Source organism: Synechococcus sp. WC10meta, from assembly GCF_047461475.1.
This window is the reverse complement of the sequence record NZ_JANSHF010000003.1, coordinates 11,665-32,037: the sequence shown is the minus strand read 5'-3', so window position 1 is coordinate 32,037 and position 20,373 is coordinate 11,665. Positions and strand designations below refer to the sequence as shown.

Annotated in this window: 22 protein-coding genes; 9 read left to right on the top strand and 13 right to left on the bottom strand. The window is 60.2% G+C overall.

What is annotated here, in order from left to right; genetic code table 11:
- Complete coding sequence (locus NW804_RS02345) at positions 1–921, top strand: alpha/beta fold hydrolase (protein WP_414405727.1); 921 nt, start codon at positions 1–3, stop codon at positions 919–921.
- Here NW804_RS02345 and NW804_RS02340 read toward each other — a convergent pair.
- Positions 898–1,380, bottom strand: coding sequence for a pyridoxamine 5'-phosphate oxidase family protein (locus tag NW804_RS02340; RefSeq protein WP_414409890.1), 483 nt, complete (start codon positions 1,378–1,380; stop codon positions 898–900). The two genes, NW804_RS02345 and NW804_RS02340, sit on opposite strands and share 24 nt — an antisense overlap.
- Positions 1,381–1,610: 230 nt before the next feature.
- Between NW804_RS02340 and NW804_RS02335 the strand changes: the two genes are divergently transcribed.
- Entirely contained in the window at positions 1,611–1,832 is a 222-nt protein-coding gene (locus tag NW804_RS02335) for a high light inducible protein (RefSeq protein WP_414394644.1), read from the top strand.
- Between the two features lie 54 nt (positions 1,833–1,886).
- Here the strand turns inward: NW804_RS02335 and NW804_RS02330 are convergent, their stop codons facing one another.
- Positions 1,887–3,902 carry a CHASE2 domain-containing protein gene (locus NW804_RS02330; protein ID WP_414422764.1) on the bottom strand — a complete coding sequence of 672 codons (2,016 nt, stop codon included), beginning with the start codon at positions 3,900–3,902 and terminating at the stop codon, positions 1,887–1,889.
- 43 nt (positions 3,903–3,945) lie between these two features.
- Positions 3,946–6,084, bottom strand: coding sequence for a polyribonucleotide nucleotidyltransferase (locus NW804_RS02325; protein WP_414422763.1), 2,139 nt, complete (start codon positions 6,082–6,084; stop codon positions 3,946–3,948).
- A gap of 310 nt (positions 6,085–6,394) precedes the next feature.
- Here NW804_RS02325 and NW804_RS02320 point away from each other — a divergent pair, with 310 nt between their 5' ends.
- Positions 6,395–8,044: a 2-isopropylmalate synthase gene (locus NW804_RS02320; protein WP_414394640.1), complete on the top strand. Its 1,650-nt coding sequence runs from the start codon at positions 6,395–6,397 to the stop codon at positions 8,042–8,044.
- A 64-nt stretch (positions 8,045–8,108) separates the two neighbouring features.
- On the opposite strand, the gene NW804_RS02315 is transcribed toward NW804_RS02320, so the two are convergent.
- From NW804_RS02315 to NW804_RS02295, 5 genes are all read right to left on the bottom strand, one after another.
- Positions 8,109–9,116 (bottom strand): ABC transporter ATP-binding protein, encoded by a 1,008-nt coding sequence (locus NW804_RS02315; protein WP_414405688.1) that lies wholly within the window; start codon positions 9,114–9,116, stop codon positions 8,109–8,111.
- Between the two features lie 103 nt (positions 9,117–9,219).
- Positions 9,220–9,423, bottom strand: a complete 204-nt coding sequence (locus NW804_RS02310; protein WP_011431036.1) for a phycobilisome linker polypeptide — start codon at positions 9,421–9,423, stop codon at positions 9,220–9,222.
- Positions 9,424–9,580: 157 nt separating this feature from the next.
- Positions 9,581–10,066, bottom strand: a complete 486-nt coding sequence (gene apcB / locus NW804_RS02305; RefSeq protein ID WP_414394636.1) for an allophycocyanin subunit beta — start codon at positions 10,064–10,066, stop codon at positions 9,581–9,583.
- Between the two features lie 52 nt (positions 10,067–10,118).
- Positions 10,119–10,604 (bottom strand): allophycocyanin, encoded by a 486-nt coding sequence (locus tag NW804_RS02300; RefSeq protein WP_414359834.1) that lies wholly within the window; start codon positions 10,602–10,604, stop codon positions 10,119–10,121.
- A gap of 144 nt (positions 10,605–10,748) precedes the next feature.
- Complete coding sequence (locus NW804_RS02295) at positions 10,749–11,441, bottom strand: hypothetical protein (protein WP_414422762.1); 693 nt, start codon at positions 11,439–11,441, stop codon at positions 10,749–10,751.
- A gap of 263 nt (positions 11,442–11,704) precedes the next feature.
- Here NW804_RS02295 and NW804_RS02290 point away from each other — a divergent pair, with 263 nt between their 5' ends.
- The 3 genes from NW804_RS02290 to NW804_RS02280 are packed head-to-tail and all read left to right on the top strand — an operon-like array spanning position 11,705 to position 14,397.
- Positions 11,705–12,973, top strand: a complete 1,269-nt coding sequence (locus tag NW804_RS02290) for an HhoA/HhoB/HtrA family serine endopeptidase (RefSeq protein ID WP_414422815.1) — start codon at positions 11,705–11,707, stop codon at positions 12,971–12,973.
- A 21-nt stretch (positions 12,974–12,994) separates the two neighbouring features.
- Positions 12,995–13,627 (top strand): sigma-70 family RNA polymerase sigma factor, encoded by a 633-nt coding sequence (locus NW804_RS02285; RefSeq protein WP_414422761.1) that lies wholly within the window; start codon positions 12,995–12,997, stop codon positions 13,625–13,627.
- A gap of 17 nt (positions 13,628–13,644) precedes the next feature.
- On the top strand, positions 13,645–14,397 hold the full coding sequence (locus NW804_RS02280) for an anti-sigma factor domain-containing protein (protein ID WP_414422760.1): 753 nt from the start codon (positions 13,645–13,647) through the stop codon (positions 14,395–14,397).
- Here NW804_RS02280 and ubiE read toward each other — a convergent pair.
- From ubiE to NW804_RS02260, 4 genes are all read right to left on the bottom strand, one after another.
- Positions 14,394–15,107, bottom strand: a complete 714-nt coding sequence (gene ubiE, locus NW804_RS02275; RefSeq protein WP_414422759.1) for a bifunctional demethylmenaquinone methyltransferase/2-methoxy-6-polyprenyl-1,4-benzoquinol methylase UbiE — start codon at positions 15,105–15,107, stop codon at positions 14,394–14,396. The two genes, NW804_RS02280 and ubiE, sit on opposite strands and share 4 nt — an antisense overlap.
- Before the next feature lie 31 nt (positions 15,108–15,138).
- On the bottom strand, positions 15,139–15,927 hold the full coding sequence (locus NW804_RS02270; protein WP_414422758.1) for a hypothetical protein: 789 nt from the start codon (positions 15,925–15,927) through the stop codon (positions 15,139–15,141).
- Between the two features lie 61 nt (positions 15,928–15,988).
- Complete coding sequence (locus tag NW804_RS02265) at positions 15,989–16,261, bottom strand: hypothetical protein (protein WP_414409899.1); 273 nt, start codon at positions 16,259–16,261, stop codon at positions 15,989–15,991.
- Between the two features lie 47 nt (positions 16,262–16,308).
- Positions 16,309–16,932 carry a CatB-related O-acetyltransferase gene (locus NW804_RS02260; protein ID WP_011431050.1) on the bottom strand — a complete coding sequence of 208 codons (624 nt, stop codon included), beginning with the start codon at positions 16,930–16,932 and terminating at the stop codon, positions 16,309–16,311.
- A 179-nt stretch (positions 16,933–17,111) separates the two neighbouring features.
- Here NW804_RS02260 and cobU point away from each other — a divergent pair, with 179 nt between their 5' ends.
- The 3 genes from cobU to NW804_RS02245 all read left to right on the top strand — a co-directional run bounded on the left by cobU (position 17,112) and on the right by NW804_RS02245 (position 18,787).
- Complete coding sequence (gene cobU, locus NW804_RS02255) at positions 17,112–17,675, top strand: bifunctional adenosylcobinamide kinase/adenosylcobinamide-phosphate guanylyltransferase (RefSeq protein WP_414422757.1); 564 nt, start codon at positions 17,112–17,114, stop codon at positions 17,673–17,675.
- 69 nt (positions 17,676–17,744) lie between these two features.
- Positions 17,745–18,233 (top strand): CRR6 family NdhI maturation factor, encoded by a 489-nt coding sequence (locus NW804_RS02250; protein WP_414394621.1) that lies wholly within the window; start codon positions 17,745–17,747, stop codon positions 18,231–18,233.
- 5 nt (positions 18,234–18,238) lie between these two features.
- Positions 18,239–18,787, top strand: coding sequence for a hypothetical protein (locus tag NW804_RS02245; protein ID WP_414405681.1), 549 nt, complete (start codon positions 18,239–18,241; stop codon positions 18,785–18,787).
- Here NW804_RS02245 and NW804_RS02240 read toward each other — a convergent pair.
- Positions 18,763–20,343, bottom strand: a complete 1,581-nt coding sequence (locus NW804_RS02240) for a YbhB/YbcL family Raf kinase inhibitor-like protein (RefSeq protein ID WP_414422814.1) — start codon at positions 20,341–20,343, stop codon at positions 18,763–18,765. The genes NW804_RS02245 and NW804_RS02240 overlap by 25 nt on opposite strands.
- Positions 20,344–20,373 lie beyond the last annotated feature (30 nt).

Below are 20,373 nucleotides of genomic sequence, written 5' to 3'. Positions count from 1 at the left end.
ATGCTCCCCGAACAGCCTTCTCCAAGCGGTGTTGCTCCTTGCGAGGGGCGCTGGCTCTGGCGGGGCCAGCCCATTCGCTACCAGCAGGCGGGATCTGCTGGTCCAGCGGTGGTGCTCATCCACGGTTTTGGGGCTAGCAGCGACCACTGGCGGAAGAATTTGCCGGAGCTGGGGCGGCACTGCCGCGTGTACGCCCTTGACCTTCTGGGATTTGGGGGATCCGCCAAGCCCTTGCCCGGATCCCCGCTCCCCTACACCTTCGAAACCTGGGGTGCCCAGGTGGCCGATTTTGGGCGGGAGGTGGTGGGGGAGCCGGCTTATCTGGTGGGCAACTCCATTGGCTGCATTGTGGCCTTGCAGGCGGCTGTTTTGGAGCCAGCCCAGGTCTTGGGAGTGGCGATGTTGGATCCCTCGCTGCGGCTGCTGCACGAGCGCAAGCGACACCAGCTCCCCTGGCTGCGCCGCTGGACTGCTTCTCTGCTGCAGTTCCTGCTGGGGTGGCCCCCCTTCGGGCGGTTTTTCTTTGCCCAGCTAGCTCAGCCCCGAGCCATTCGCCAGATCCTCCTCCAAGCCTATGGGCGCAAGGAGGCAGTTACGGAGGATCTAGTGCAGCTTTTGCTGCAACCGGCTCTCGACCCAGGGGCGGCAGAGGTCTTCTTGGCTTTTGTCCGCTACTCCCAGGGGCCCTTGGCCGAAGATCTCCTGCCGCAGGTCACCTGCCCCGTCCTCATCCTCTGGGGGGAGGCAGATCCCTGGGAGCCCATTGCCCTAGGGCGGGCCCTGGCCGAGTTTCCCTGCGTGGTGGGGTTTATCCCCCTGCCGGGGGTGGGCCACTGCCCCCAAGATGAGGCGCCGGAGCTAGTCAACCCCCTGCTCCTGGCCTGGATCCGGGATCCCCTACGCACGCCCTGGGTGCTCTAGGTGATCCAAGTTGGGCCCACTCAGCCGGAAGGCCTGGCCAAACCCCTGGATGAAGCTGCCCCCAGTGGGGGTGATCTGACAGAAGTGGAAGTCCGCTAGCCCCAGGATTATCTCGGCAATCTCGTACTTGGAGCGGTAGAGGGCCTCGAACCCCTGGACTTGGGCCTCCTCGCGGCTGAGGAACTGGGCTGTTCCACTGACCATTAGCCGCGGCAAGGCGTGGTTGCTGCGCGGATCCCCTGCCGTGGGCGGCTCGTGGATGAGCAGGCCGACCCGCGGATCCTCCCGCAGGGCCTGAGTGTGGGGGGAAAGGTCGCTAATGACGATGGCAAAACGCAGGGGATCCCACTGCACCACAAACGGCACCAGCGACACCGCCGGCGCTCCCCGCTCCAGCACTGCCAGACTGGCTACTGGCTGGGTCTCCAGCAGTGCTCGCAACTTTTCCTGGGCTGACATGGCTGCTCCCATAGCCGCTGCTATTATCCCCAACCTGGCTTGGCTTGAGAAGAGTGGGATGTAGTCTTCGGGTTGCAGGGGAGCGGGAGGGAGCAAAATCCCGCGTCTCAGTCACCGAGCTCGCACCTCTTCACGAAAGCCACAACCCTGCTTACCCAGCTTCCTCAACAAAACTTTACAATTCTCTATAGAGCAGGCTACACTGCTAAAGAAAGGATGAGGAGAACCCTATGAGCAGATATCGCTCCGTGGTTGTCGAAGACGGTGGCCGCCTCAACAACTACGCCATTGAGCCAGAGATGTACGTAGACCCTGTTCCACGGGTGGGCTTTACCGAGTATGCGGAGCGCTTGAACGGGCGCTTGGCGATGATTGGCTTTGTGGCGCTGATTTTGTTTGAAGCGTTGTCCGGCACCACCCTCATCGGCTGGCTACAGGCCTTGGGTCGCTAGGAGAAGGGAAGGCAAGCGGGAGCTTCCGAAGAGCTTCTCTTGCCTTCTTTGTAGCTAGGGACCAGGCATCTCCCAGCGTAGCTCTACATGGGTGTAGCCTTCCGGGGTTTGGGTGCGGTGCCAAGAGCCCTTGGGTAGGTAGCGGGCGATGGTATTCATGGCCTTGCTGCCGTAGCCGCCGCCCGGGGTAGGGGCGTACTCTATGCCGTCGTTGATAATTGACAGACAGCAGAGGCGATCCCTTTGAACCAGCGACACCTTGACGAAGGAAGCGTTGCCCTTGGGAGGCTGGACATGGGCAATGACGTTGCCAATGGCCTCCCGCAAAAAGCGCAAGATGTCCTCCCGCTGGTCAAACCACTCACTGGTATTGGGCTCCGCTAAGGGCTGTAGGTGGCGCTCCACAGGTAAAGTCAGGCTGCCCGTTTGGATAAGCTCGTCCAGGTAGGTGTCGATGCCCCGGTGCAGCCCTTCCCGCAAGCTAGGGGAAATGTGCAGCTTGGTGGCCAGGGTGCGCACGTCGTTGAGCTGGGCGCGAATGCCCCGCCCAATTTGCTCCAGTTGCTCCAGCAGACGATCGTAAATAGCCGGATCGGGAGCCCTGCCCTGCTGCTGTTGCCATTGCAAGCTCTCCAGCTCGTCCATGACCACCTTCAGCTCCTGCAGCTCGCGATCGTGAATGTCGGTGGCTACCCGGTAAAGGAGCTTACGGGCTTGGTCAATGGCTGCCTCCTGCTCAGCCCGGCGCAGGCGCTCCAACTCCTGCTGTTGAGCCAAAAGCCGCTGGTGGTTTTCCAAGATCACCAGGGTCAGCAGCAAGCTCACCCCCGTCAGGCCAACGGCCAAAGCTGGCAAGGTCAGCGGCCAAATCCAACGCCCCAGCAAGAATTGGGCCACAGCCCAGCCCTCGTAAACGGCTAGCCCTAGCAGCGGCAAGAGGAGAGAGCGCGCCTGTTTCCAGCGGTTTTCGCGCGAAGAGGAGCGATAGCGCACCAAGAGCAGGCCCGTTGCCGCGCCTAGGAGGAAGACAACTCCCGCTGCTAGCTCCGCCGGCAGGGATCGGTAGACCTGGCCAGTGAGCAGGCTGGAGAGGATTTGCGCCTGGAGTTCTACTGCCGCAATCTGGGATCCATCCGCTGTCCGCACGGGGAAGGTCTCGGGGTAGCCGCCGACAAAGCCGACCAGAACAATCTTGTCCTGCAGTTGACGAGCTACCTCGGGCTTGAGGGGAGGGATCCCTTCATGAGCGCCGCAAGTCTGGCCGAGGTTGAGCTGGAGGGGCGGACAAACCTGTTCGACAGGGAGGATGGGAATGGAGTGTTGGGCGCCGAGAGGGTTGAATTGCACCGGCCGGAAGCCCCGCTCGCGCAGCCAGCGGCTGGCCCGCTCTGGATCGTACTTGGCAAAAGCCAAGGCCTCCACCGAGGCAAACATCTGCTCCTTTTGGCTGTCGCGGCGCAGGTAGAGCCCTCGCAACTGGGCCTGGCGCAGGATCCCAGCCCCATCCAGGCGGTGTTGCACCACTCCCTGAACATGTTCTGGTGCTACCAAATACTCCAGCCGTAGGGAGGAAAAAGGCAAGAAGTGGTTGTAGATGGTGATCTCAGGGCGGCCAAAGCTCTCACTGCTGCGGGTAGCCAGAACTACGCGATCTGGGTAGCGCTGGACTACCTGACGCAGGGGAGCATCCAGATCCTCGTCACCCAGCGTCTGGGGCACCACAAAGCTACTGGGCAGATTCAGCACCACCACCCTGGCTTCTGCTTCTTCCAGTAAGCGCAGGGTCAGGGCAGCGTAGTTGGAGCGCTCCAGGAGAAAGTCAACATGGGGATGAGGCTTGCTCTCTCCACTTTCCCCCTGTCCTTCGAGGCGGCCATCGATGCCAACGATTGCCACCTCCGGGGAAGGCTGCTGGGGGCCGCGCAGGGCATAGAGCCATTCTTGGGCATCGCTCTCAAGCCGCACCAGCAAGGGGTGCTGAGCGGAAAGGTTCAGCAAGGCAGCCCACCCCAGCCCCCAAGCCAAGGCCCAGCCCACTTCGCCGCGGGAGGCAGCTAGTTGAGCGAGCAAGCCAGAACCTTGGCCCCTACGGGACTGGGGAGAAACCCTAGCCTCAACGGCGGTGGCTGCGCACCCGCGCCGCTTCCTCAGGGCTAATGCCAAGCCGAGTGAGGTTGACCCGGCCCTTGTGATCAATGCTGCGAACCTTGACCACCACTTCGTCCTCCACGGCAACTTCATCTTCTACTCGGGTGACACGGTACTCCGCCAGCTGCGAGATGTGGATCATGCCCTCCTTACCGGGCAGGAACTCCACAAAAGCGCCAATGGGGAGGATGCGGGTCACCCGGCCCAGGTAAACTTGCCCCTCCTCCACTCGCCGCACCAGGTTTTCAATCATCGCCCGCGCCGCTTCGGCCTGGCCGCTGACGGTGGAAGACACTGTGATCGTGCCGTCGTCGCTAATGTCTACCTTGGCTCCTGTGGCTTCAGTAATGCTGCGCACCATCTTGCCGCCAGGGCCGATGATCTTGCCGATGTCTTCTGGATCCACCTTGAAGGTGAGCAGACGGGGAGCTGTTTTGGCCAACTGCGGCCGGGGGGCAGGAATGACCTCCAGCATCTTGTCGAGGATGGAGTCGCGCCCAGCCTTGGCTTGCAGGAGAGCTTTCTCGAGGATGTCAACAGTGATGCCGGTAATTTTCATGTCCATTTGCAAGGCGGTGATCCCTGCCCGCGTGCCGGCCACCTTGAAGTCCATGTCGCCCAAAAAGTCCTCGATCCCTTGGATGTCCGTGAGGATGCGCACCTCATCCCCTTCTTTGATGAGGCCCATGGCCACGCCGCTGACCGGTGCCTTGATCGGCACCCCGGCATCCATCAAAGACAGGGTAGAGCCGCAGACCGAAGCCATCGAGGTGGAGCCATTGGAAGAGAGCACCTCCGAGACCACCCGCACCACGTAGGGAAACTCCTCCTCCTTGGGCAACACGGGCACCAGGGCCCGCTCCGCCAGCGCCCCATGGCCAATCTCCCGCCGCCCTGGCGAACGAGAGGGCCGCACCTCTCCCACGGAAAAGCCAGGGAAGTTGTAGTGGTGCATGTAGCGCTTTTCGTCCACGGGGTGGAGGTCGTCCAACTCCTGGGCATCGCCAGGGGTGCCAAGAGTGGTAATGGAAAGAACCTGAGTGAGGCCGCGGTTGAACAGAGCACTGCCGTGGACTCGCGGGATCAAGCCCACTCGGCAAGAGACTGGCCGCACCTCATCCAGCTTGCGCCCATCTACCCGCACCCCCTCTTCCAGGATCTGTCGGCGCATCAGCTTCTTGAGGAGAGCCTTGAACTGGTTGTCCAACTCCTTGGGGTTTTCCAGCAGGTAAAGCCGCAAGGGATCCCCCTCTGGCCGTTCTTGGATTTGGGCCGCCAGCTTGGCCTTGATGGCCTCCAGTTGCTGCTCGCGGCTGGTCTTGTCCAAAAACTGCTTGAGGACAGCGCGAATCTCCTCCTGGGCCTGTTCTGCTACGAAGGCAACCAGCTCCTCATTGACGGGGGGTGGAGGTAGCTCTACACGAGGGATGTTGAGATCGGCAAAGACTTGCTGTTGAGCTTTGAGGAGCTCCTGAACAGCCTCGAATCCAAACTCGATAGCCTCGACCATGTCCTTTTCCGGCAGCTGCTTGGCGCCTGCCTCGACCATGATCACGCCGTCGGCGCAGCCAGCTACCACCAGATCCAGGTCGCCAGCCTCGATTTCGGCGTAGGTGGGGTTGATGATAAACTCATCCTGGAGTAGGCCCACCCGCACCGCTGCCACCGGGCCGTTGAAGGGAATGCGGGCGCCGTGGAGGGCCAGCGAGGCTCCCAAGATGCACAGCACGTCAGGGGGCACCTTGTCGTCCACAGAGAGGGTAGTGGCTACAATTTGTACGTCATCCCGCAGCCACTCCGGGAACAAGGGCCGCAGGGGTCGGTCGATGAGACGCGAGATCAAAGTAGCCCGCTCCGGGGGCCGACCCTCGCGCCGCAGATAACTCCCTGGGATCCGACCAGCAGCGTAGAGGCGCTCCTCGTAGTCCACCAGCAACGGCAAAAAGTCAGCCCCCTCGCGATTTGCCTGGCGGGTAGCCGTGACCAAGACGGAAGTTTCCCCACAGGTTAACCAGACTCCACAGCCTGCCTGGGGGGCCATCAAGCCAATATTGATGTCAATTTCCCGTCCGTAAAAGGAAATCGACCGAGTATATTCTGCCATGTAACGCTTTGCCTTCCTTTTTTCCTTGCCGCTATCGTAGCACTTTGGCTTGCTGGAGAAGGCAACCCTTGTCCAGCCAGGGGTTGGTCTGCAGCTACTTCTTTTGCATTGGCTAGCTCAGCCTCACCCCCTCCCCTTCTCCCTCGGTCGAGTACCGCCAAAGGCGGTCGGCAATGCCTCCTCCCGAGGCCACCCAACGGGTTTTGCCTTTGCCAGCCGCTGACCTGTCCCCGGTGGCTCTTTACGCCGCTTCTAGGAATGCCAAAATAAAAAGCACTGCCTACTGTCCCCTTCTTCAATCGAACAAGTTATGAACGCTGCCGCATCTTCTCCCTCTTCTTCATTCGATGGCCAAGCTTTGGATCATGTGCTTATTCTCGACACTACTCTGCGCGATGGGGAGCAGTGTCCTGGCGCAACCCTCAACGCTGAGGAGAAACTGGCCATTGCCCGGCAATTGGCTCGGCTAGGGGTCGACATCATTGAGGCGGGGTTTGCCTACGCCAGCCCCGGCGACTTTGAGGCGGTGCAGAAGATAGCGGAACACGTGGGCACCCCCGATGGCCCCGTCATCTGCAGCCTGGCTCGTGCCTGCAAGGCTGATATTGAAGCGGCAGCTGAAGCCCTCAAGCCTGCTGCCAAGCCCCGCATCCATACCTTCATCTCCACCTCTGACATCCACCTCAAATATCAGTTGCGCAAAACCCGCGCTGAGGTGCTGCAGATTGCCGAGGAGATGGTGGCCTATGCCAAATCCTTCGTCGACGATGTGGAGTTCTCCGCCATGGACGCCACCCGCTCCGATCCCGAATTCCTCTACCAGGTTCTTGAAGCAGCCATCCGGGCCGGGGCCAAAACCGTCAACATCCCTGACACGGTCGGCTACAGCATGCCCGAGGAATTCGGCCAACTGATTAAAGGCATCCGTGAGAACGTGCCCAACATCAAGCAGGCCATCATCTCTGTCCACGGCCACGACGACCTGGGAGTCTCAGTAGCTAACTTCCTAGAGGCCATCAAGCAGGGCGCGCGCCAGGTGGAAGTAACCGTTAACGGCATTGGCGAGCGGGCCGGTAACGCGGCGCTGGAAGAATTAGTGATGGCCCTGCATGTGCGCCGCAGCTACTTTAACCCCTACTTTGGCCTGCCAGTGGACTCTGAAAAACCCCTTACTCACATCAAGACTCAGGAGATCTACCGCACCTCTCGCCTTGTCTCCAACCTCACCGGCATGTTGGTGCAGCCCAACAAGGCAATTGTTGGGGCCAACGCCTTTGCCCACGAGTCCGGCATCCATCAAGACGGGATGCTCAAAAACCGCCAGACTTACGAGATCATGGACGCCCAAACCATCGGTCTGCAATCGAGCACCTTGGTGTTGGGCAAACACTCAGGCCGCCACGCCTTCCGTACCCGCCTTAAGGAGCTGGGCTTCGAGTTGTCAGAGCAAGAGCTCAACAAGGCTTTCTTGCGCTTTAAAGAGCTGGCCGACAAGAAGAAAGAGATCACCGATCTCGACCTGGAGGCCATTGTTAACGACGAAACCCGGCCAGTGCCGGATCTCTACCGGCTGGAGCATGTGCAAGTGGTGTGTGGCAATCACGAGACGCCCACAGCTACCGTGCGCCTGATTACCCCTGAAGGCGAGGAAAAGGTGGATGCGGCGGTGGGCACGGGACCGGTAGATGCAGTTTACAAAGCCATCAACCGCATTGTTAACATTCCTAACCAGCTCATTGAATTTTCCGTCCAGTCGGTTACCGCCGGCATTGACGCCATGGGGGAAGTCACCATCCGCCTGCGCCATGAGGATCGCATTTTCTCAGGACATGCTGCCAACACGGACATTATTGTTGCCTCCGCGCAAGCCTATATGAATGCCCTCAATAAGCTCTACGCCGCTCTGCACGCAGCTCGCTCAACGGCTGCCCAGCGGGAGGCTGCCACTCAGAAGGTTTGAGCGCAAGGCTAGGCTTCCCGGCTGCCTCCTCCCCAAGAGGAAGAGGAGTTGGCGGGGGAGCGGCCTAGATCTCTCCGGCAAACACTCGCCCGATGACCTCTTCAAGGGGCGGATCGGTTACCGCCAAGTCCAACACCTCCAGCTCCGCCAGGAGCCTGGCTACCGTCTGGGTGAGGTGTTCCCGCCGTACCCACAGCCGCACCTCGCAGCTGCTGCCGGGATCCCCCTCGCTGCGCAGCTCGCCATAGGACTGCAGTTGCGCCAGGGGACAGGGGTGGGCCAATTCCAGCTTTACCTCTCGGTAGGGGGCAAAGCGCTGCCGCAGCTCTTCCAGGCCGCCATCGTAGATAAGCCGCCCGCCGCTAATCACCAACACCCGCTCACAGAGGGCGGTAATATCGGCCATGTAGTGGCTGGTCAGGAGCACTGTTGCCCCATAGCGGCGGTTGTAGTCGCGCAGAAATTGCCGCACTGCAGCCTGAGCGTTGATATCCAACCCCAAGGTGGGCTCGTCCAAAAACAAAACCTGCGGGCGGTGGAGCAGGGCCGCCAGCAGCTCTGCCTTCATCCGCTCCCCTAGGGAAAGCTTGCGCACCGGCTGCTTTAGCTTGTCCTTCAGGTTGAGCAGCTCCGCCAACTCCTCCACCCGCTCCTGAAACACTTTCTCCGGGATCTCGTAAACAGCGGCGTTAATGCGCAAGGAGTCCATCGCCGGCAGATCCCAGAGGAGCTGCTGCTTTTGCCCCATCACCAGGGTAATCTGCCGCAAAAAAGCTGGCTCGCGCCGGTAGGGCAAATGACCAACCACCTGTACCGTGCCACTGGAGGGGTAGATGAGACCCGTCAGCATTTTAAGGGTGGTGGTCTTGCCAGCCCCGTTCGGCCCTAGAAAGCCTACCACCTCCCCCGCTTGAATTTGAAAGCTCAGGGATTGCACCGCCGGGATGTAGCGATAGGTGCGGCGAAAAAAGTGGTGTAATGTACCCACTACCCCCGGCTCCTTGATGGCTACGGGGTAAACCTTGCTCAGGTTGTTAACAGTAATGACCGGCTCCCGCTCCGTCAACCTCATCCCCACAAAATAGCCAGCCTGGCCTCCCCAACCCCAGAGCCAAGTTCCCTGAAGCTGAGTCTGCCAGATCTGGCAAGGAGGCCACAGCAGATGGGCAGGGGCACTACAGCAGCCCCACGTCTATTCCTGGCTTGCCGGCAACGAGCTCTACTTTCAAGATGCGGCCACCCGACTTCTGAATGCGCTGCTGCTCGCGGAACCAGTTGTCGTAGGGCACCAACTTGGTGAAGTAGGTATTTTGCAGCTCCCGTTGGGTGCGAATTCGGGTTTGGCTAGGCACACAAGCGGTAATCTTAAACATGCGCATGGTAGAGGATCCCCCCTGGCAAGGATTAACTTGACCAGCAACACAGGCGACCCACCTCAGAAAGCTCGCGTACCTTAGTTAGCACACCAGATCCCTGGGGCAAGTCGCCTGTCGTGCTTGTTAGATGAACTTCACGCCAAGGCCACGAGGCTGGCAGTTAGCTGAGGCCAGAGCAGATGTAGTCGAAGTACACACCCATTTCTTTGCCGGCTTCAGGGCCCACCAAAGCAGCGGTTACTTCTTTCATAGCTTGGATGGCCTGAATCGTTGCCCCAATTGGCACCCCCAGCGAGTTGTAGGTTTCTTTGAGGCCGTTGAGCACCCGCTCGTCGAGGATGGAGGGATCCCCCGCCAACATTGCATAGGTGGCGTAACGCAGGTAGTAGTCCATGTCGCGAATGCAAGCAGCATAGCGACGAGTGGTGTACATGTTGCCACCAGGGCGGGTGAGATCGGAGTAGAGCAGGGCCTTGGCAGCAGCCTCCTTAATGATGTTGGAAGCGTTGGCGGCAATAGTGGCAGCCGCTCGCACCCGCAGCTCGCCCGTGGCGAAGAAAGCCCTTAGCTTGTCCATGGCCGAGCTGTCGAGGTACTTGCCTTGGACATCGTAGCTGTTGATAACAGCAGTAATGGCGTCTTGCATGATGAGCTTCCTAAATCAAACAACCTTAAACAGAGGGCAGTCGAAAAAGAGCCTAGCTCATGGCTCCCGCGACAAAGTCGAAGTAGTAGGCCGCTTCAGCCGCGTCCTCGGGAGACAAAAGACCCATGGCTACCTGCTTCATGAGGCGGATGCTCTCCGCCACTGCCGGGAGGGGCGTGCCCAGAGAGTTGTACATCTCCCGCACACCCACCAAGCCGATCTCTTCAATCGGGGTAACGTCGCCGGCAACGATCCCGTAGGTAATCAGGCGCAGGTAGTAGTCCATGTCCCGCAGGCAAGTTGCCGTCATTTCCTCCCCATAGGCGTTGCCCCCTGGAGAGACAATGTCGGGACGCTTCTGGAAGAGCTGATCGGCTGCTTGCTTAACGATGCGCTCGCGCGACTCCGTCAAGACTTGAGCGATGCGCAGCCGCTTCTCCCCCGAGGTAACAAAGGACTTAATCCGATCCAGTTCTCCCGGGCTGAGGTAGCGGGCCTCCGCATCCGCATTCACAATCGACTTCGTGATAACGCTCATGGATATCCATCCTCAAGTCGCTTTTTTAAAAAAGGAGTATGGCAGGCATACCCGCATGCTATTTTCCGATATGCCTGCCGTCTGCCATCTTAGATCTTCACACTTCTTAAAATCTTTCCCAGGAAAGGAGCTCTCCCTTCGCCGCTAGGGCAGATAGGGTTGAAAGTCTTGCGTAACCTTCAAGGTCAGGCTGGCGTTGGCCTCAATCACCGCCACTTCTGGCGCTGTTACATTGCCAATCACCGCCCCTGCGGCTGCTCCGCCCAGCACTTTCTCGGTTGAGATCACCCGGTCGCCCAAAAGGCCCCCCAAGAGAGCCCCTGCGGCTGCCCCAATCAGGGCATCTTGGACAATTGCTTCCGCGGAGGTGTGACGGGGATCCTTGCGCAGCGGGATCACCTGGCTTTGCGCATAGAGGGGGTAGGATCGGCCATTGAAAATCAAAGCTCGCGAGACAAACTGGGCGCCGCCGCTTACTGGCTGGAATTGGCCTTCTAGGAGAGCTCCTGCCGGGACAACCGTGTTGCCGTAGATATCCCGCAGGGGGGTTTCCAGAGTGAGCCTGACGGTGCGAGTTTCGCCAGGGGCCAAGAAAAGGGGCTCAGCAGAGCGGTGCACTGCTTGGATCAAGTCTCCGGAGCGCAACAGCAGCGTGGCTCGCAGTTGAAAGGGCTGGCCAAAGCCGTTTCCGCCTGTCCCTGGATTTACAGGCCGCCATCCCTCGCCACGGGGCGGAGGTGGCAAGGGATCCCTCTGCGCCAGAACCGGCGTAGCCACCGGTAGCCAGAGCATCCCCCCCACTAGAGGGGCCAACAGGCGACGGGCTAGGTTGGTCATGGTCTCAATCCCTGAGCTCCACTTCTACGTTAGCGGCAAGCTGGCCAAAGCCAAGGGCAAGAGCTACTTTGGCATTCCCCCTCCATCAAACCCCGTCCAAAAGTGGGGTGGACTACCCCAAACCAGTAGATTCTGCTGCTCTTTGGCCTTAATAGAAGTGCGGAAAAGCGCTGCCGTCGCCGCTTTGGGAACTCTGCTGTCCGTGCTAGATTAGGCCCTAGGTTTCTCCCTTCAGGTAGGGCTTACACCCTTTTCCTGTGGCCATGAAGCACAGCCCCTCCACACCAGAGCAACTCTCCCCCAGTTCAGGCGCTTCTGCCCAACCGCACTGTTTGTCGCAGGGGGAAAGAGGCTTTCCCTTTTTGCGGCCTTGGGCTGTCTCGGCGCTAAGGGCTCTTCTCTCGTCAGTGCTGCTGGTGCTCTTGGGCATGGGTCTGGGGGCAGCTCTGGTGGGAGGCAAGGGGGTATTGGCTCAGACGACGGCAACTCCGCCCCAGCCGAACCTGAACTTTATTGCCGAGGTGGCCCAGAAGGTGGGGCCGGCAGTAGTGCGCATCGACGCGGAGCGGACAGTGAACGTTCCTGGGGCTTTCCCAGAGGAGTTCTTTAGCGACCCGTTTTTCCGCGAGTTCTTTGGCCAGGTGATCCCTCCCCTGCCGCGACAGCGGCGACAGCAAGGCACCGGCTCCGGCTTTATCATTAGCCCGGACGGCCAGATCATCACCAATGCCCACGTGGTGGAGGGATCTGACAAAGTAACGGTGACGCTGAAAGATAGCCGTAGCTTTGAGGGCAAGGTCATCGGCACGGATCCAGTTACGGACATTGCTGTGGTGAAGATTGACGCCCAAAACTTGCCAACGGTGAAGCTGGGCCGCTCCGAGCTTCTCGAGCCGGGCCAGTGGGCCATTGCCATTGGCAACCCGCTAGGGCTAGACAACACGGTAACCGCTGGGATCATCAGTGCCTTGGGCCGTTCCAGCAGCGAGATCCGCGTGCCCGACAAGCGGGTGTCTTTCATCCAGACCGATGCAGCCATTAACCCCGGCAACTCTGGCGGTCCGCTGCTCAACGCCCAAGGGGAAGTGATTGGGGTCAATACCGCTATCATCCAGGGAGCGCAGGGGCTGGGCTTTGCCATCCCTATTGAGACAGCCCAGCGGGTGGCCAAGCAGTTGATTGCCCGAGGCAGGGTGGATCACCCCTACTTGGGCATCCGCATGCTTACTCTCACTCCTGAGCTGAAGGAACGCCTCAACCAGGATCCCAACAGCCGCATTTTCGTAACGGTGGATCGGGGGGTGCTCATCGGCGAGGTTGTTCAGGGATCCCCAGCCGAGCGGGCCGGCCTGCGCGCTGGGGACATCATTCTCTCCATCAATGGCCGCCCCGTAACCACTGCCGACCAGGTGCAGCAAGAGGTGGAGCGCATGGAGGTAGGCAGCAAGCTGGAGCTGGAGATTGAGCGCGGTGGGCGGCGGCAAAAGATCCAGGCGGTCACCGGATCTTTCCCAACCCCGAAGCGCAGCTAGGCGGAGGCCTAGGCGTACTGCTTGTCAACTTCGGCGGCAGGGGGGCAAATGATGGACATGCAGGTCGGTTTCCTCTGGCGCAAGCGGGTGAGGAATTGGCCAGCCTGCACCGATTTGGAGCTAATGGAAGGCCTCAAAGCGGGGCAGCCTGCTGCTTTAGCGGCCCTTTATGATCGCTACGCCAGCTTGGTCTATGGCCTGGCCCTCCAGATCCTGGGCTGTATGACTGAGGCGGAGGATCTGACTCAGGAGGTGTTTGCCCTTCTCTGGCGGAAGCCCAGCCACGATCCAAGGCAGGGATCCATCAACAGTCTTCTGTGTAGGTTGACTCGGGCGCAGGCCCTTGAGCGTCTGCGCTCTCGAGGCAGCCAGCGCCGCCTCGGGAAACCCTGGCAGCCTCTGCTGATTGCCAGCCATAGATCCCCAGCCCCCTTTGAGCAGCTCTCCGTCGAAGAGCGGCGGCAGCCCGTTCAGGAGGCTCTCAGTCAACTCTCGGAAAGCCAGCGCCAGCTGCTGGAGTTACTCTACTATCGAGGCCTAAGCGCGGCAGACATTGCCCAGGAGCTGGGGATGCCCCTGGCAACCGTCCAAGCCCGCTCTCGCCAAGCCCTCTGCAAGTTGCGGAGATCCCTGCGGCCTCTGCTTGACCAGTAAGGCGGCGGGGCTTTGGGATGGCCATGTCTACATGTTCCTCTGAGCTGGGAGAAGAAATCCTAGCCGATTATCTGCTGGGGATCTTGCCACCCGAGCAGGCAAGGGCCCTAGAGGCGCGCTTGGCTCAAGAGCCCCAGCTAGCGGCAGAATTGCAAGCCCTCCAAGAAGCCCTGCATCTGTTGCCCTATGGGCTGCCGGGGGTGATCCCGTCAGCCAGCGTGCGAAGCCAGGTGATGGCAGAAGCGGGCGCCCCGCCCATCCCCCCCCAGCCAGCCTTGCCCTCTCTAGGGCTGGCTCGCCTCAAAAAGCGCTGGTTGAAGGGCCTAGGGGCAGTGGCCCTGCTGTTGCTGGCTTTCGATAACTGGCGGCTACGGCAGACCTCGCAGCCAGCTCCCCTAGAAGCGGGGCAGGCGCTGGCCCAGTTGCTCCAACAGCCGGGATCTCGCCTAGTTACCTTGCAAGGGGAGGCAGGGTCAGCTAACTTGCTGTTTCGCCCGGGGGAGTGGCAGGCGGTGGTTTTGGCAGCAAGGGCTCTGCCCCCTCTGCCTGAAGGGGAGCGCTACCACCTTTGGCTCAAGCTGGACACTGAGGAGATGCTCTACTGCGGCAGCTTTCAGGTAGATGCCCAGGGCACCGCCATTGTTGCCTTGCGCCTGCCGCAACCCCCCTCCAAGGAGGCGCGCGTCCAAGAAGTGCTGGTTACGGCCGCCCCTGCCCTGCCAGAACTTGGCGGCAAGGTTCTCCTCAGCGCTAGGGTGGTGGAAGACTAGCGAGCCACCAGCAGCACCCCCATCATGCCGCCGGCGAGAGGATAGAACTTGGCAGCAGAAAATCCCACCTGCAAGGCCATTTGCTGCTGTTGTTCTCCGGAGGGGAAGCGATCCAAGCTGGGGTCAATGTAGGCATATTCGGCTGCCAATCCCAAGGCTTTGGCCTGGGCCACAACCCAGCGGCTGAGGTACCAGCGCTGAAAGCTCTCCAGGAAAGGGATCCCCCTGGGGCGATGGAAATCCAAAATGGCAGCGCGGCGGCCAGGTTTGAGCACCCGGCAAATCTCCCGCAGGGCCTGAGGAATGTCGGTTACGTTGCGCAGGCCGTAGCCCATCGTAATGGCGTCAAAGCTGCCATCCGGAAAAGGCAAGGCCAGAGCATCGCCCAAGACCCACTCCAGGGAGTAGTCGGGGAACAATTGCCGGGCCCGGCGCTGGGCAATGGCCAGCATGGCTGGGGAGAAATCCAGTCCCACCACCAGTCCACTTCGTCCCACTCTCCGGGCCAGTTGCAGGGCCAGGTCGCCAGTGCCACAGCAGAGATCCAACACCCGCTCCCCCGCAGCCGCACCCGACCAGCGTACGGCCATGCGCTTCCAAACCTGATGCAGCCCCAGGCTTAGAGTTTGGTTAAGGGCGTCGTAGTGAGGAGCAATGCGGTCAAAGAGCTCCCGGATTTGCTCAGGGCGCTCAAAGGCTGGGCTGGGCACCGGTTCTCAACTCCACGGGCAGAAGAAGGGGCTAGGGTGGCACAGGGATCCCGCTGACCCCAACTTGGTGGCGGCGGCTGGGATAATCCGCTAGGCTCAAAGACAATGAGCGGGAGCCAGCTAGGCTAGAGGCAGGGATGCGGATCGTTCCCTGGAAAACTTGGCTGTTGGGAGGCAGCTCTCCAGGCAGGCCTTCAATGAGAGCGTCGATTGGCCGGCCGTTGTCGTCGGTAACGTTGAGGAAGCTGTAGAGAAAGCGCACCGTTTCCGGTGAATTGTTTTGCAGAGCAACGTTTAAAACCACCTGCCCTCCCTCGCGACGCACGGAGAGCACCTGCATGGCCACCTGCCCGCTGGCAGCCACTTGGAGAGGCGAAGGAGAGGGCGTGGACAGAGGTGGTGGCGAAGGACGCGGCGGCGGAGAGGGGGAAACAGGCTGCGGGGTAGACAAGGGAGAGGGAGCCGAGGCCAACTCGGGAGACAAGCGGCGTGGAGGAGTGGGGGTAGGAGGGGCAATGGCTACGGGTGGGGGTGTGAAAAGCGGAGTAGGAGGGGGAGGCGGGCGAAGAAGGGCTTCCGCTGCTGCAATCACCTCTGCCTCGTTGAGGAGGGGCACAGTGCGGGGATCGCGAATGACCCGCGAGGCAGAAGAAGTGCTGGTTTCGGTAACTGGGGAGGAGACCCCCGAGAGAGCACGTTGGCCGAAGAGGTAACCCACGCAGCCGCTCACCACTGCCGTAAAGAAAAAAGCCACTAGCCAACCCACCTCTCCCAAGAAGCTGGAGGTGAAATCTCGGGCTGGCCTAAGCGATCTCCGCAAAGACTGCTCACTCCTGCTAGGAACCTGTTCTACCTATGATGATATGCAGGCAACAGGCCAGCTACTTCACCGGCTCAGAATCAGGGTGCTCTTGCGCCTGGCAGCCGAGAGAGGCGCTGTCGAGGTTGGGCAGCCGTTCCCCCAACCACCAGCCCGGATCCTCCCAGTTCAGAGATCCCAGCCACTTCCCCGCCCGATCCGCCAAGACCAAGCCCAACAAAACCGGCGCGGTGGTGATCCCCAACGCCAGGCTCAGCCAAAGGGGAGGAAAGGTTGGCGAGGCAGCTGAAGCAGCATTTTGGCCAGGGGAAGATGCTGGCTTGGGATCCGTCATGCCTCTTGTAAAACTGCTCCTAATTGAGCCTTATCCTAGCTCCAAACTCACGGAGCCAGGAGCTTTTGCTTAAACTCAGCTAGTGCCGAAAGAGTTTCTTGGTTCAGGGGGCAACAAAGAAGAGGCGCCGCTTTACGTATGGCTTCAAGAGGCCAGTCCCACCAGCTAAGCTGGCTGAGCTGCTCGATGACCTCAGGTGAGAAGCGATAGCGAACTACTTTGGCTGGCACACCCGCAACAATCGCGTATGGTGGGACATCCCTAGTCACCACTGCACCCATTCCAACAACTGCTCCATTTCCAATTGTCACTCCTGAGCGAATCATGGCACCGTGGCCAATCCAAACGTCATGGCCAACCACAATGTCCCCCCGGGTCAGAGGGTGGCCTTCCAGGGCGCGCAGCTCGCTCCAACACTCAGGTAGATGAGTGAAGGGATAGGTAGTGGCCCAGTCAGTGTGGTGCTCATAGCCTGCAAAAAAATGCACCTCTCGTGCAATCGAGCTACAGCGGCCAATCTTTACCTGCGAAGGCTCTCCCATCCAATGGATAAAGAACTCATATCCATAGCTTAGGGAGCCAATAGTAACCAAGGGAAATGGTGCTAAGCCTCTGTAGGCAAAGTATGTTTTCTCCTCCAGTTGGGGACTATGTTCGATGCGGATGGGCATAGAACCTTAGGTCGCTAGATCGGGGCTTCACCTGCCAGAACGCAAGCCTCAGTAGAATGGGCTCAAAATCCGCCTAGGAGCTTCCAGATCTTAACCTAATTACGAACGAAGCCAGAAGAGGTAGAAGCTGCTAACCGCTAAGCTAACCTAGCGATAAACTTCTTCCTGACTGATGTCTAATGCCGATTGTACTTATCTGCGGCCCTGCCCGCTGCGGCAAAAGTCGGCTGGCGGAGAGCCTAGCTGCCGCTTCCGGCCTGCCGGTCTTCTACCTGGCCACGGGGCCCAAGCCGGATCCTGAGGCTGACCCAGAGTGGGCGGAGCGGGTTCGACAGCATCGGCAGCGGCGTCCTCCCACCTGGCAAACCTGGGAAACGGGGCCTGACCTGGGCGCCGAACTGCAGCAGCTACCTCAGCCCTGCTGTGCCCTAGTGGATTCGCTGGGGGGCTGGGTGGCCCAGAGCTTGGACTGCTCGCCTGGGGAATGGGATCCCTTGGCGCAATCCTTCTTGAGAGCGTTGCAAGGCTGCCGAGGAAAAGTGATCCTGGTTTCCGAAGAAGTAGGCTGGGGAGTGGTGCCTGCCTATCCGTTGGGGCGTCAGTTTCGCGATCGGATGGGGGAGCTCACCCAGAAGCTGGCCCCGCTGGCAGACCAGGTGTTCCTGGTGGCGGCAGGCTTTGTCCTCGACCTAACTCGGCTGGGGATCCCGCTGGCAGGGGTGAATAGCCCAGAGCTGAGATAAGCTGCAAGGGGTTGATGCTATCCACATCCCTGGCCAGGACTTAAGACGTTAAGGTAACTGCTTGTCGTCGTGCCGATTACCTTCTACTTGCCGGCCAAAGCCATTCAAACCCTGGATTTAACGCCGGGCCATGAGTTGGTGAAAACCTTGATGGCGGATCCCGTTGGCGCCGCTCAGCAGGTTCAGTGCGCCATCGATTGGCCGCGCAGCCCCGACGATCCGCGCGAGCTCTCGGAGATCCCAGAAGTGCGCCTGTGGTTCATCCGCTGGGACACGGTTTACCCCTGGATGCCCTACTTTCTCGACTGGCGCAGTGGTGAGCTGGCCCGTTACGCCGCCATGCTGGTGCCTCACCAATTCAACCCGCGCGAAGGGATCGTCTACAACCCGGAGGCATTGGAGATCTTCGTCTACCAGAAGATTTTTGTGCTGATGCGCTGGTTTAAGCAGCAGAAACTGGGATCGGTCTCGATGCTGCGCGACATGGCCTTGGTGTTTGGCTTTGAGGTGCAACCCGAGTTTCTAAGCCTCTGGGAAGCTGAGACAGGGGAGCCATGAGAGTGATGGTGGCAGACACCTGGCCTGGAAGTCGGGCAGCACTAGGAGTGGCAGAGGCCTGGCAGCAAGCGGTGCAAGCCCCTTGGGGCCTGCTCGAGGTGGATCCCAGCCCTTCTGAAGCCCAGCTTAGAACCCTCTGGCGGCAGATGGTTGCTTGGGAGGGAGAGAAGGCCCCGCTGCTGGTGGTGCCCGGAAGCCTTGCCGACCCTCTGGGGCCTGGCCAAACCTGGGCTGACCTAGCTGCTGCGTGGGGGTTCAAGGTACTTCTGACGCTGCCTGAAGAAGCTGCCCTTAGCCAAGCAGCCGCCTTTGCAGCTTTGCTGCGGCAAACCAAGGCCGACTGCCTAGGGTGGGTGCTCCTGGAAGCGGCACCAGCCCTCTCCTCCCGACTAGAGCCTGCCTTGGTCTGGCAGTTGCCGGCCCAGGTAGGGATCCCCGTTTTGGGTAGAAAAGCAGTGGCTGGCTCGGTGGTGTGGAGAGAAGAGCTGTGGGATCTCCTCAGTCTAAGATCTACGCAGGGATGGGGGGCCTACCCCGAGCTTCCCCTCCTTTGATAGGTGCCCATCAGCTGCGCCTGGGCGAGGATGTGGCCTTCCATGGCCCGTAGCAAGGCCTCTTTGGTGGCTCCTGGAGCTAAGGCTAGCTGCCTGTCCAGGGCGTAGAGGGTGAAGAAGTAGCGGTGAGGGCCCCTGGGAGGGCAAGGGCCGCCATAGTTGTTCCGACCGAAACTATTTCGCCCATGGACGGCCCCCTGGGGGAGATCGCTGTCGGAGCGGATCCCTTCTGGCAGACTCGTGACCCTGGCAGGCAAGTTGTAGACTACCCAATGGACAAAGGTGCCTCCAGGCGCGTCTGGGTCTTCCATGATCAAGGCAAAGCTTCGGGTTCCTACAGGTGCCCCCGACCAGGTCAAGGGGGGAGAAAGGTCTTCCCCTTCACAAGTGTAGCGGGAGGGGATGGGTTCTGAGGGGGCAAAAGCAGAGCTAGCAAGCTGAAAAGTCACCGGTGTCGGAGTCGGCCTCGCTGTCGGCGTCGGAGCCGGAGTGGGTGTGGGCGTTACAGGCGGGGTGGGCGTCGGTGCCGGGGCTGGGCTGAAAAAGCTATCCAACCGAGTTTGAGTAACACTTACCCCCTGAACCTTCAGGGTGCCGGACACAAATTCGTTAACCCTGGCCGCATCTCTCCCCCTCGTGGCTACGGCAAACAGCACCGCTGCATCGCTGCAGTCAACTCTGCCGTCGCCCGTGAAGTCAGAGATGGCCGGACTGCGCGGGTCACCCAGCCTAGTAACATCACTAGCCGTAATCGGCACTTTGAGCGTGTTATTGACGAAGTTAACAATCCTCGCGGGGTCACTGGTGTTGAGGGTGCAGACGGCAAAGAGCACCGCTGCATCCTTGGCAGTGACCGAGGTCTTTACCCCGTCGTAGTAGAAGGCAATGCTCTCAGAACCCCGCTCCGCTATTTCCGGCACCTGAGCAGAAATTGTCGGTGGAACCTGAGTAACAGCCGGGGGATCAGAAGTAAGGGAACAAGCAGCCACGCCTCCCGCTAGGGAGGAAGCCAAAATCAGGGGGGCTAGCGGGTGACGAAGGCGAGGTTTTGAGTTGCGGGAAGCCATAGCAGATCTCCTTGCAAATACAAAACCTTGCCAGCGTCCACCTCCTTGGTAGGAGCTGCCCAGCTCACCCCAGGGAAACTCCAAGACAAACCCTGAGGCTAACCTCAAGATACACGAAAAGCGCTCATCAAAAAAGCACAGCGACGGTGCTTTTTCTAGGGGATCCCTGACCGTGTGTCCTAGTTGGTGCTCGATCAAATGGGGCAGGTAGCCCAAGACCTCATCCAACAAGGTACGGGCTGTAGCTCTCCAGCCGTGGCAGGTCATCTCCGCTTGGGTGATCCCTAGGGATCGCAAGGCCGCCAGCATGGCCATGTTGCTCATGGGCCTGAGGTTCGAGCGGGCTGAGCTGAGGCAGCGGCGGGCCGTCTCGTGGGCTCCTCTGGCCTCAATTCGTCGGATAGCTTCCAGGATTTCCGAGGGGGTGATGATTCCTATCGGGCGGGATCCCAGCCAGGGCAGAATGTTTTTGTTCAAACGCTGCCGGATGGTCTTAGTATCTGTCTCTTATACACATCT

Coding starts and splice junctions, on each gene's coding strand:
- NW804_RS02325 (WP_414422763.1), bottom strand. CDS start 6,084: ATGGCAGAATATACTCGGTCGATTTCCTTTTACGGACGGGAAATTGAC.
- NW804_RS02295 (WP_414422762.1), bottom strand. CDS start 11,441: ATGACCAACCTAGCCCGTCGCCTGTTGGCCCCTCTAGTGGGGGGGATG.
- NW804_RS02335 (WP_414394644.1), top strand. CDS start 1,611: ATGAGCAGATATCGCTCCGTGGTTGTCGAAGACGGTGGCCGCCTCAAC.
- cobU (WP_414422757.1), top strand. CDS start 17,112: ATGCCGATTGTACTTATCTGCGGCCCTGCCCGCTGCGGCAAAAGTCGG.
- NW804_RS02345 (WP_414405727.1), top strand. CDS start 1: ATGCTCCCCGAACAGCCTTCTCCAAGCGGTGTTGCTCCTTGCGAGGGG.
- apcB (WP_414394636.1), bottom strand. CDS start 10,066: ATGCAAGACGCCATTACTGCTGTTATCAACAGCTACGATGTCCAAGGC.
- NW804_RS02320 (WP_414394640.1), top strand. CDS start 6,395: ATGAACGCTGCCGCATCTTCTCCCTCTTCTTCATTCGATGGCCAAGCT.
- NW804_RS02310 (WP_011431036.1), bottom strand. CDS start 9,423: ATGCGCATGTTTAAGATTACCGCTTGTGTGCCTAGCCAAACCCGAATT.
- NW804_RS02340 (WP_414409890.1), bottom strand. CDS start 1,380: ATGTCAGCCCAGGAAAAGTTGCGAGCACTGCTGGAGACCCAGCCAGTA.
- NW804_RS02290 (WP_414422815.1), top strand. CDS start 11,705: ATGAAGCACAGCCCCTCCACACCAGAGCAACTCTCCCCCAGTTCAGGC.
- NW804_RS02245 (WP_414405681.1), top strand. CDS start 18,239: ATGGTGGCAGACACCTGGCCTGGAAGTCGGGCAGCACTAGGAGTGGCA.
- NW804_RS02280 (WP_414422760.1), top strand. CDS start 13,645: ATGGCCATGTCTACATGTTCCTCTGAGCTGGGAGAAGAAATCCTAGCC.
- NW804_RS02260 (WP_011431050.1), bottom strand. CDS start 16,932: ATGCCCATCCGCATCGAACATAGTCCCCAACTGGAGGAGAAAACATAC.
- NW804_RS02265 (WP_414409899.1), bottom strand. CDS start 16,261: ATGACGGATCCCAAGCCAGCATCTTCCCCTGGCCAAAATGCTGCTTCA.
- NW804_RS02300 (WP_414359834.1), bottom strand. CDS start 10,604: ATGAGCGTTATCACGAAGTCGATTGTGAATGCGGATGCGGAGGCCCGC.
- NW804_RS02315 (WP_414405688.1), bottom strand. CDS start 9,116: ATGAGGTTGACGGAGCGGGAGCCGGTCATTACTGTTAACAACCTGAGC.